The sequence below is a fragment of the Kribbella sp. genome, assembly GCF_035687465.1.
Classification (GTDB): Bacteria; Actinomycetota; Actinomycetes; order Propionibacteriales; family Kribbellaceae; genus Kribbella.
This window is the reverse complement of sequence record NZ_DASRXP010000312.1, coordinates 1-11,348: the sequence shown is the minus strand read 5'-3', so window position 1 is coordinate 11,348 and position 11,348 is coordinate 1. Positions and strand designations below refer to the sequence as shown.

Below are 11,348 nucleotides of genomic sequence, written 5' to 3'. Positions count from 1 at the left end.
AGCTGAACGCGACCACCGAGATGGAAGCGATCACCTGGCCGGAGTTCTCCGACCTGCACCCGTTCGCGCCGATCGAGGACGCGGCCGGGTACGTGACGCTGATCGGTCAGCTGGAGCGTTGGCTGGCCGAGGTCACCGGCTACGCGAAGGTGTCGCTGCAGCCGAACGCCGGTTCGCAGGGCGAGCTGGCCGGACTGCTCGCGATCCGGTCGTATCACCGGGCCCAGGGCAACCAAGACCGCAACGTCTGCCTGATCCCGGCGAGTGCGCACGGCACCAACGCGGCCTCCGCGGTGATGGCCGGGATGAAGGTTGTCGTTGTCAAGGGCAACGATGACGGCACGATCGACCTGGACGACCTGCGCGCCAAGGCGGCCGAGCACACCGAGAAGCTCGCCGCGATCATGATCACCTACCCGTCCACGCACGGCGTGTACGAGGAGAGCGTCACCGAGGTGTGCCAGATCGTCCACGACAACGGCGGTCAGGTGTACGTCGACGGTGCGAACCTGAACGCGTTGCTCGGGCTGGCGAAGCCCGGCGAGTTCGGCGGTGACGTGAGCCACCTGAACCTGCACAAGACGTTCTGCATCCCGCACGGTGGCGGTGGCCCGGGTGTCGGTCCGGTCGCGGTGGCTGCGCATCTGGCGCCGTACCTGCCGAACCACCCGCTGCTGGACCAGGCCGGTCCGGAGTCCGGGGTCGGCCCGATCAGCGCAGCGCCGTTCGGTTCGGCCGGTGTGCTGGCGATCTCCTGGGCGTACATCCGGATGATGGGTGCCGAGGGACTCACGGCCGCCACCAAGGCCGCAGTACTGACGGCCAACTACGTGGCGAAGCGGCTCGAGGGCGCCTTCCCGGTGCTGTACACCGGCGAGAACGGGCTGGTCGCGCACGAGTGCATCCTGGATCTGCGGCCGATGACGAAGGAGACGGGAGTCACCGTCGACGACGTCGCGAAGCGGCTGATCGACTACGGCTTCCACGCGCCGACGATGTCGTTCCCGGTCCCGGGCACGCTGATGGTCGAGCCGACCGAGTCCGAGGATCTGGGCGAGCTGGACCGTTTCTGCGACGCGATGATCGCGATCAAGCACGAGGTCGACCGGGTCGCGGCGGGGGAGTGGCCGGCCGGCGACAACCCGCTGGTGAACGCGCCGCACACCGCGTCGTCGGTGATCAACGACAAGTGGGAGCACGCGTACACCCGCGAGGAGGCCGCGTTCCCGCAGTCGGTCGACCGGACCGCGAAGTACTGGCCGCCGGTACGCCGGATCGACGGTGCCTACGGTGACCGCAACCTGATCTGCTCCTGCCCTTCCCCGGAGGCCTTTGAGTGACTTTGCGTACTGACACCACGGCCGCCTTGTACGCCGACGTGGCGGTGGCACAGAGCGAGTGGAAGCTGCCGTCGATCAATGCCGGGGTGATCCGTGACGGAGCCTTGGTGTGGACCGCCTCCCGGGGGCAGTTCGCCTCGGCCAACGGTGGGCAACCCGGACCGGATGTGCAGTACCGGATCGGGTCGATCACGAAGACCATGACGGCGGTGCTGGTGATGCAGTGCCGCGATGACGGGCTGCTCTCGCTGAACGATGCCATCGGCAAGCATCTGCCGGGGGTCGCGTTCGGCGACCGCACGATCCGGCAGTTGCTGGCGCACTCGGGCGGGATGAACGCCGAGCCCGTCGGGCCTTGGTGGGAGCGCAATCCCGGGGTCTCGTTCGACGCGCTGGCGTCGGCGATGGACGACTCCCACGCCGCCGGTCCGGCCGATCAGCGGCACCACTACTCGAATCTCGGGTACGGGCTGCTCGGCGAGATCGTTTCCCGGCTGCGGAACGCGTCCTGGTTCGACCTGGTTTCCGAGCGGATCCTCGCGCCGCTGGAGATGCGCCGTACTGCGTACTTCCCGGCGGCCCCGGCCGCGCAGGGGTTCTCCGTGCATCCGTTCAGCGGACGGCTCGCGGAGGAGCCCGCGTACGACGCCGGGGCGATGGCTCCGGCGGGCCAGTTGTGGAGCACGATCGAGGACCTCGCCCGGTATGCGTCGTTCTGGATCGATCCGTCCCTGGAGGTGCTCGCCCGCGACACCGTCGAGGAGATGGCGGCCCCTTCCGCCGGGGATCCAGGGGAGGCCCTGGCCGCGTCGTACGGGCTTGGCTTGCGGCTGTGCGCGGACGACCCGCACTTGTTCGTCGGGCATACCGGGTCGATGCCCGGGTTCCTGGCGGGGTTGTTCGTGGACCGGGTCCGGCGGATCGGCGCGGTCACCCTGGCGAACGCGACGTACGGGAAGTGCGCCTCGGTGCCGATGGACCTGCTCAGAACGCTCACGGCGTACGAGCCGGTGCTGCCGCCGGAGTGGTTGCCAGAGCTGGAGTTGTCCCAGGGCGAAGAACTGCTGGGGCATTGGTACTGGGGCAACAGCCCGTTGACGATCAGCGTCTCCGCCGGCCTGCTCCAACTCTCCGGCGCGCTCACGTCCCGCTTCTCACCTGTCGGAGCTGATCTGTACCGCGGTCGCGACGGCTACTTCGCCGGCGAGAAACTTCGCGTGATCCGCGAGGGCGGGCGCATCAGCCACCTCGACCTCGCCACCTTCACCCTGACCCAGACGCCGTACGGCCGCTGATTCAGGGCCTGATGTTGGTCGTGCGGTGGAAGACGTTGGTGGGGTCGTAGGTGCGTTTCACGTCGCGGAGGCGGGCGAGCTTCGCCGCGGAGTAGGCCTGGCGGAGGACGGCGTCGCCCTCGTCGGAGATCGTGTTCACGTAGGTGCCGCTGATGTAGGGCTCGAGACCTGCCGAGTACCGGCGGGCCGCGCCGATCCGGGCCTCGTCCTCGGCTGGGTCGGTCCAGTCGGCGGAGGTGGTGAACTCGACCAGGGCGTCGCGGTGGCTGAACGCCGAGTCCTGATCGGGTACGTCGGCGACCGCACCTCCGTTCAGCGTCATCCGCGCGCCCGGCCGGAACGGGTCATTGCCCCAGGCAAGGAATGCGTCGATGGCGGCGTCCGGTAGCTCGCGGAGGTAGTAGCCCTTGCAGTATCGGCGCAGCGCGTGCGTTTCGTCATCATCGGAACGGGTTTGGAGATCCAGGTAGGTCAGTTCGCGGACCTGCTGGTCGATCGGCCGACCGATCCGCTCGTACGACGCCAGCAACCGGCGACCCTCGTCCGGATCACCCACCCAGACGTAGCCGATGCTCGCCACCGGTCTGCCTGGGAACTCGTCCCGCCGGCCGACCCGGGCCACCGGGGTTGCCTGCCGAGGTGTGTCGGCGAACAGGTCTCGCCAGCCGCGGAGCGCAGTACCGGCATCGTTTAGTTCGTAGTACAAGTCCGCGATCAGGGCTCGGGCGCCGACCGGGTGCAGCCGGAACTCGAACTCGGTGACGACGCCGAAGTTCCCGCCACCACCGCGCAGGCCCCAGTACAGGTCGGGGTGCTCGGTCTCGCTGACCCGCAGGACTTCGCCGTCGGCGGTGACCAGCTCGTAGGAGGCGACGTTGTCGCAGCTCAAGCCGTGCAGGCGGGCCAGCCAACCGATGCCGCCGCCCAGGGTGAGGCCGCCGACGCCGGTGTGCGACACGTTGCCTGCTGTCGTCGCCAGCCCGTAGCGCTGCGAGGCGACGTCAAGCGCACCGAGCAGGGCGCCGCCGCCCACCCAGGCACGGCGGCTGCCCGGGTCGACCCGGACAGCGCTCAGCGACGACAGGTCGATCAGCAGGCCGCCGTCCACCACCGGCAGACCGAGGAAGCTGTGCCCGCCACACCGCACCCCGATCTCCAGACCGGCGTCTCGTCCGTAGCGCAGCGCCGCCACGACATCCGAAGTACTGGCGCACCGTGCAATCAAGGCCGGCCGGCGGTCCACGACTGCGTTCCACACTGCCCGGCCGGCGTCGTACCCGTCGTCGCCCGGCCGGACCAGCACACCGTCGAACCCGCGCATCATCAGCTCGGTCATCTCAGCGCACCGCTCTGTTCCGGGCCAGTGACACCAGCAGCACCTGCACCACCCACAGCCCCACCGTCGCCGACCGGAACCTCCTCGCGGTCATCGTCGTACTTGCGTTGCTCATCACAACCTCCTAGTTGTTTGCTGCGTACGACAACCGTCGGCCTCCGGGGTACCTGCTGGCATCCGTGCTGAGCACGGATCCACCACGGAGGCACCACGGATGGGCCATGATGTCCGGGTGGTGGACGACGGGCAGGTGGAGATCTCGGCGCGGGAGGCCGAGGTCCTCGGCGCGATCGCCGACCACCGCTCGAACGCCCAGATCGCCCACGCGCTGCACATCTCGGTCCGCACGGTGGAGAGCCACGTCTCGTCCCTCCTCCGCAAGTACGGCGCCACCGACCGCCGCGACCTCGCCGACCGGTTGGCACCGCCTCGTACCGCGTCGGCGCCGTCTGGCGGTGGGTTTGTCGGGTTGCCGGCTGGGCGGACCACCTTCATTGGGCGCGCGGCGGATCGGGCCGCGGTCGTCGCGGCGCTTGGCGAAGCGCGGCTGGTGACGTTGCTCGGGCCTGGCGGGATGGGCAAGACCCGGCTGGCCGCGGTGGTGGCGGCAGCGCACGGCGTACCGGGGGCATTCGTCGACCTGGTGCCGGCCCGGGACGGTGTGGTCGTCCGGACGGTGGCGGCGACGCTCGGGGTGACGGAGCAGCCGCCGCAGACGTTGGAGCAGGTCCTGGCCGAGCGGTTGCGAGTCGGCCGGTCGCTGCTCGTGCTGGACAACTGCGAGCACGTGGTCGAGGAGGTGGCCACGCTGGCTGAAGGCCTGCTCGCCGCCTGCCCCGGCCTGACGGTGCTGGCAACCAGCCGGGAGCGGCTCGGCGTACCAGGGGAGCAGACTGTGCAGCTGCCTCCGCTCGCAGCCGACTCCGATGCGATCGACCTCTTCACCGACCGCGCGCGGGCCGTCGACCCAACCTTCACCGTCAGTACTGGCGCCTCCTCCGCCGATGCTGCCGACGTCGCCGACGTCTGCGCGCGGCTCGACGGGATGCCGTTGGCGATCGAGCTGGCCGCGGCCCGGATCGGCTCGCTCGGTCTGGACGGGTTGCGGACCGCACTCGACGACCGGCTCCGGTTGCTCGCCGGCGGACGCGGCGCGGACCCGCGGCACCGGTCCATCGCCGCGGTGATCGGCTGGAGCCACGACCTGCTGGACGACGAAGAGCAGTTGCTGTTCCGCCGCCTCGCCATCTACATAGGCGGGTTCGACCTGGACGCGGCCTCTGCGACCAGCCCGGAGCTGGGCCGTGCCGAGGTCGCGGACGTGCTCGGCCGGCTCACCGACAAGAGCCTGGTGGTACGCCGTGAGTCCCGCTGGCGGCTACTTGAGACGGTCCGGGAGTTCGCCCGGTCCCGGTTGACCGCCGAGGAACTGGCGACCGCCCGGGAACGCCATCTCCGCTGGGCCGCCGACACGGCCGCCGCGCTGGAGAACGTCCTCGACCAGCCTCTGCCGAGGGACACCTCGGCGCCATCCGGCCGGCGCTCGTCGGACAACGGGTTCGGCTGGCGCTCGGCGTACGACGCGGTAGTCGGTGACCTTCGCGCGGCCCTGGCTGGAACCGCGGCCAGGCCTGAACCCACTGCACACCGGTTGGCGCGGGCGCTGGGTCACCTCAGCTATGCCCGGCGCAGCTTCGTCGAAGCCGTCGGCCATTACCGGTCCGCGGCGGACCGGGCCGAGGACGGAGTGGCGGCGGCCAGGGACCTGCGATCGGCCGCCGATACCACCCTCGCGATCGCCGATGGGCAGTCCAGCGTTCAGCTCCTACTGGACGCGGCCGACCGAGCGGTTGCCGATAGCAACGTTCGTGCGGCAATGCTCGCTCTGGTGGTGATCACGATCAACCGCTACCCGGCCGGACCGCTGTTCGACCTGCCCGCAGACCACACCGCCCGACTCCTGTCCGAGGCGGAGTCCACGGCGGGCTTGCGCTCCGGGCCGGAGTCGGCTGAGCGGCTGCGGTCTGGGGCGTGGTCCGCTGGCGAGCCGGACGACCTGCACGTCGCCGCGCTGCTCGCCATGGCGAGGGCCTGGGACCACGGCGCTCGGCGGATCGCGGCGGATGAAGGGTTGGCGCAGCAGGCCGTCGACGCGGCCCGGCGGGCCGGTGACCCGGTCCTGATCGCGGGCGCGTTGGACGCGCTCTGTGTCGCGGCCGGGAATGCCGGGCGGTTGCGGGAGGCCCGTTCCTACGCCCTGGAGCGGATGCGGCTGATGGAACCGCTGCCCCGGCACGAGCCGTACGCGGCGTCCGAGCTCATCGACGCCTACTGGGTCTCGTCCATGACCGCGATCGCCACCGGGGACCTGCCGGCCGCGCTGTCGATCGCGCGGGCGGCGCCCGCGGACGACGTGGTCGGGGACCACCCCTACATCTCGTTGCCCCGGCTGATCAGGGTGTACGCGCTGACCGGGCGGTTCGACGCGTGTCTGCGGGATGCTGATGCGCTGTGGGATCGCTGGCAGCGGGCCGGGTCGCCCCCGATGGAGTGGATGGGCTCCGCGGCCTCTGTGGTGGCGATGGTGCACGGATTTCGCGGTGACGGCCTGTTCGACCAGTGGCAGTCCCGCGCACTCGAGTTGGCGAGGACCGAGGACCCGTCGATGTCGCCGTCGCTCGCCGCCGCCGCGATCTTCGCCGAGGCCCGGGTCGCCGTGCAAACCGGCTCGATGCGGAAGGCAGCCGACCAGGTCGCGCGGGCTTTCGTCGCCTTCCCGGAAGGCTATTGGGGACCATATGCCCGCGCGGCCGGTGCGGAGCTCGCGGTAGTCGCCGGCCTGCCGGACGCTGCCGACCGGCTCGCAGCGGCCGCACCTGCCGGAGCCGAGAACGACTGGGCCGCCGCCTGCCTGATCCGCGCAACTGCCCGCCTCTCCGGCGACCCGGACGAGATGCAGTCAGCCGCCGAGGCCTTCGAACGCATCGACGCCCGCTTCGAACGCGCCGCCACCCTCCTACTTACTCCGAAGGGCGCTGCCGAAGGCCGAGCCGAGCTCGCGGACCTCGGCGTACCTGACCCGGGCGGCCGTTGACGTTCGTCACAACTCGGTGTCGCGGTCGTGCTCCTCTCGGAGGGCGACTGCTCTGAGCTCGACTTGGCGTGCGTCGGCCGACCGCCCTGCTCGGTGCAGCAGGACCGCGTGATCCTCGAGCGACTCCATCAGGTGGTGCAGCTCGTCATGATCGTTGGCTGCGCGTCCGTCGAGCAGTACGAGCGCCTCCTCGCCGAGCGCCAGGGCGGGTTCCAACTCACCAAGGTCCTCGTGCACTGAAGCCAGTACATGCAGTGGTCCTACCAGGACTCCGTCGTTCGTCGAGCTGGGACTTTCGCGACAGAGCACGACAGCTTCAACGGCCAGTAAGCGTGCCTGCTCGAGCTCGCCGCGCCGACGGTGGCACTCGGCCGTCGCCGCCAGATCTTCAACGAGGCGGTCAAGTTGTCCGTCCTGGTCGATCAGCGCGCGACGCGCGGCAATTGCGTCTTGGTAGACGGCAATTGCCTCCTCGGTCTCCCCGGTGGCGCTGAACTTTTCTCCGATCATGCTGCAAGCCGCCGCGAAGGCCGGCCGTTGCTCTTCGTTCTCCTCACTGAGCCGGCGCGACAGATCGAGCGACTCGTGCCACCGTGCTGTCGCCTCAGCTGGACGGTTCGCCAGCTTCAGCACGCTTCCGAGAACGTAAAGCGCTTCGGCCAGGTCGGGTAGCCGATGCGACTCCTCGGCAGCAAGGCTGCGCTCGTAGCCGACCCACTCCAGAGCGGGTTTGACTGCGTCCTCGGCACGGTCCAGACGGACCAGGACCCGCATGAGGTTGTGGGTGCTCTCGGCGGCCGGCTCAAGCAGGTCCGGATCCTCTGCGACCAGCCGGCCGCGGATCGACGCCACCTCCTCCGCCACGGGCAGAGAGGCCTGCAACTCGCCGCGCTCCCGAAGGTTGTTCGTGCGGTTGGACAGATCGACGGCGAGCAGTGTCTCGTGCTCCGCGATCAGCCGCCGTCTGATCGCGATGGATTCCTCGGTGGGGGCGACCACCTCGTCGTCGCGCTCCAGCCGCGAAAGGGTGACGGCAAGGTGGTTGAGTGAGCGGGACAGTTCGTCCCTGCGCCCGGGATCGCTCACCACCACCTGCTGCCAGCTCTCGACGCACTGCCGTGCGACCGTCACAGCTTCCTCGTGTCGATCCGCCTCGTTGAGCAGGCGCCAGTGGTGGTCGAGCATCGACGCGTGGCGCCAGCGTTCGGCCGGGCGGTTGTCGGCCAGCCTCCCGAACCTCCGGACCGCTCTGGCGGCGGTCCGCTCAGCTGCTTTCCGGTCACCTCGCTCGAGGTGCGCGACCGTCTCGTAGTAGCTCATCAGCGCTCCGGCCAGATGCGGACTCAGCTTCCAGTCGATGGAGCCGACGATCAGGATCGCCAGCGCCAGGGTGGTCAGGCCGTGGCCGTACTGCCAGCCCGTCCACCAGGTGATCAGGCCGGTCAGGAGCACGGCCAGACCGAGCAGGAACGCCGGCCTTCGCTGATACCAGAGGAAGGGCTTCTCCAGCTGCTTCATGTCGCCCCCAAGTCGTCGCCTTGCGGTGTTAGACGCTTCCCGGCCCGCAGAAGGTTTCGTTTTCCGCTCGGGTCGGCCAGAGGTTCGGCGATTCGTGTGCTGAGGAGCACATCGGTGACAGGCCGTGGCTGAGTTGACACCCGGCTGGCCGGACGGCGTAAGTTAGGGGCGCCTTAGTAAGGCTTACCTAACAACAATCCGGGAGATCTGGATGCCGCATCCCGCGCGTCTGACTGCGCTGAGCTCGCTGCCCCGTGCACCTCATAGGCCCTTCGAACTCGGGGAGTGGCCGCTGGCCTCGACCGTTTCCGATCGATTGCGCGGGCCGTTGCCGGCCGGGCTGCCGACGGACGTGTTACGGCGGACCGCCGAGATGCTGGGGGAGCCGCGGGTACCGTCGACCGGGGTCGGTGAGTCCGCGGCGCTCGACCTGATCGCCGGGCTGCTCGACGAGGGTGGGATCGACCTCAGCCACCCCCACGCCGCGGCGCATCTGCAGCCGCCGGTGTTGCAGGTGGCGGTGGACGCGGATGCGCTGGCCTCGGCGAGCAACGCGTCGATGGACACCTACGACTCCGGTCCCGCGACGCTGGCGATCGAGCAGTGGGTGGTTCGCGCGCTGGCCGGGCTGGCCGGGTTCGGACCCGACGCGGACGGCGTGCTCACTCCGGGCGGCTCCATCTCGAACCTGCTGGCGGTCCTGATCGCCCGCGACAGCGCGGCCGCGGCCGCCGGAATCGACGTACGGCGGCACGGCGTGCGGGGGCTCCACAACCCGGTCGTGTTCTGCTCCGAACTGGCCCACTTCTCCGTCCAGCGAGCCTGCGCGGCGCTCGGTCTGGGCGAGGAGGCGGCCGTCACGATCCCGTCCGACGAGGACTTCCGGATGCGGCTCGACCTGCTGGCCGTCGAGCTGGCCAGGCCGGACCGTACTCCGGTCGCGGTGGTGGCGACCGCCGGTACGACGGACTACGGCTCCATCGACCCGATCGCCGGGATCGCGGCGCTGGCGCACCAATACGGGGCCTGGGTGCACGTGGACGCGGCGTACGGGTTCGGGGCCTTGTTCTCGGACCGGCTGGCTCCGCTGCTGGCCGAACTGCCGGTGGCGGACTCGGTGACGTTGGACCTGCACAAGATCGGTTGGCAGCCGGCGGCGACGAGCATGTTGCTGGTCGCCGACCGGAACCGGTTCGCCTCGTTCGACCGGTCTGTCGACTACCTGAATCCGGCGGATGACATCGACTCCGGGCTGGACGGGCTGCTCGGCCGGAGCCTGCAGACCACCCGGCGCCCGGACGCGGTGAAAGTCGCCACCACTCTGACCGCATACGGCCGGTCCGGACTGGGCAAGATGCTCGACACCTGTCACGAGCTCGCGCACGCCGCCGCTGCCCGGGTCGTTGCCGACAGCAACCTCGAGTTGCTGGCGCCGGTGACCCTGACGACGGTGCTGTTCCGGGTCGCCGGGCAGGGCCTGGCCGCCGACCTGGACGGCGTCCAGGGCGAGGTCCGGCGCCGGTTGCTGACGTCGGGGCGGGTGCTGATCGGCCGGACCAAGGTGCCGGCCAGGAACGGCCGCCCGGCGGCGGTCGCGTTGAAGTTGACGTTGCTGAACCCGAATGCCACCGCGACGGACATCGAGGAACTGCTCGACCTGGTCGTGGCCACCGGCCACGAGGTGCTGTCCGACCGAACGGCAAGCGGAGAGGGAGCAGCGTGACCCCACCCATCGACGTGGCCGTCGAGGCTCATCTGAATGCGATCCTGCGCTGCTACACCCGCGAGTCCGCGATCCCAGTCGCGTCCAGTCCGCTGTCCTTCGCTGTCGGCGACGCGGCGGTGACAGCGACTGTGCAGCACGCATCGCCGACCGGTCTGCACGTGTTCACCGACGTGCTGGTCGACGGTGCTCAAACGGCTCCGGAGGAGCTGGTGCGGTTGTTGTCGGCCGATGCCGACCCGGCCGAGGTGGACGACCTGGTGGCGCGGACCGCGGAGTCGGTGAGGAACGTCGCTGCCTTCGTCGATGCGGCGGGGGCGGAGCGTGGTCCGGGCCGCTTCCTCGCGGCCGAGCAGGCTCTGCTGTACGGCCACTTGAATCATCCGGCTCCCAAGAGCCGGGACGGGTTGAGCGGTGCCGAGCTCGCGGCGTACTCGCCGGAGCTCGGTGGTCGCTTCGCAGTGCACTGGTTCGAGGTCGACGCCGAGCTGGTGTCCTCGGACCAGGTGGCCGGCGCGCCATCACTGCAGGGACTGGACGCCTTGCAGTTGATGGCGGCGCTGGCCGGCATCACGCCGTCCGCGGGTCGCGTGCTGGTACCAGCGCATCCGTGGCAGGCAGCTGCTGTGCAGCAGCGGTCGCGCGTTGCGGCGCTGCTGGCCGAGGGCCGGGTGAAAGCGCTCGGCCCGCAGGGAGCGCAGTGGTACCCGACGTCGAGCTTGCGGACCGTCTACCACCCGGACCTGCCGGTGATGCTGAAGCTGTCGCTCGGCCTGCGCATCACCAACTCCCGGCGCGAGTCGACACCCACCGAGCTGCGCCGCGGCCTGGAGATCAACCGCTTGCTCGACGCCGCCTACAACGCCGGTACCGCGACCGCCCATCCGCGGTTCTCCATCGTGCGGGACCCGGCGTGGGTTGCCCTGGACGAGGGCGGTCCCACTTTGACCGGGCTGGACGTTGCGGTGCGGGAAGTCCCTGCCGACGTTGACAGCTACGCCTGCCTGGCCGGACTGGTCGCGCCTCGGCCGGGCCAGCTCAG

The 11,348-nt window shown here is 70.0% G+C and carries 7 protein-coding genes; 5 read left to right on the top strand and 2 right to left on the bottom strand.

Features of this window, described 5'->3' with window-relative positions; translation table 11 throughout:
• Together VFG33_RS15775 and VFG33_RS15770 are read left to right on the top strand one after the other, a co-directional pair.
• Window positions 1–1,340, top strand: a 1,340-nt coding sequence (locus VFG33_RS15775; protein ID WP_325053610.1) for an aminotransferase class V-fold PLP-dependent enzyme, incomplete at its 5' end; no start/stop codon positions are given.
• Window positions 1,337–2,635, top strand: a complete 1,299-nt coding sequence (locus VFG33_RS15770; protein WP_325053609.1) for a serine hydrolase domain-containing protein — start codon at window positions 1,337–1,339, stop codon at window positions 2,633–2,635. The genes VFG33_RS15775 and VFG33_RS15770, both read left to right, overlap by 4 nt.
• A 1-nt stretch (window position 2,636) precedes the next feature.
• Here VFG33_RS15770 and VFG33_RS15765 read toward each other — a convergent pair whose 3' ends face one another.
• Complete coding sequence (locus tag VFG33_RS15765) at window positions 2,637–3,971, bottom strand: FAD-binding oxidoreductase (protein ID WP_325053608.1); 1,335 nt, start codon at window positions 3,969–3,971, stop codon at window positions 2,637–2,639.
• A 214-nt stretch (window positions 3,972–4,185) separates the two neighbouring features.
• Here VFG33_RS15765 and VFG33_RS15760 point away from each other — a divergent pair, with 214 nt between their 5' ends.
• A complete protein-coding gene (locus VFG33_RS15760) occupies window positions 4,186–7,065 on the top strand; it encodes an ATP-binding protein (RefSeq protein ID WP_325053607.1) in 2,880 nt (959 codons plus the stop codon).
• Window positions 7,066–7,071: 6 nt separating this feature from the next.
• Here VFG33_RS15760 and VFG33_RS15755 read toward each other — a convergent pair whose 3' ends face one another.
• A complete protein-coding gene (locus VFG33_RS15755; RefSeq protein WP_325053606.1) occupies window positions 7,072–8,583 on the bottom strand; it encodes a hypothetical protein in 1,512 nt (503 codons plus the stop codon).
• Between the two features lie 211 nt (window positions 8,584–8,794).
• On the opposite strand from VFG33_RS15755, the gene VFG33_RS15750 reads away from it, so the two are divergent.
• The gene (locus VFG33_RS15750; protein ID WP_325053605.1) at window positions 8,795–10,306 is read left to right on the top strand and encodes a pyridoxal phosphate-dependent decarboxylase family protein; all 1,512 of its coding nucleotides are present in this window, start codon (window positions 8,795–8,797) and stop codon (window positions 10,304–10,306) included.
• Window positions 10,303–11,348: IucA/IucC family protein (locus VFG33_RS15745; protein ID WP_325053604.1), on the top strand; the 1,046-nt coding region annotated here is incomplete at its 3' end. The genes VFG33_RS15750 and VFG33_RS15745, both read left to right, overlap by 4 nt.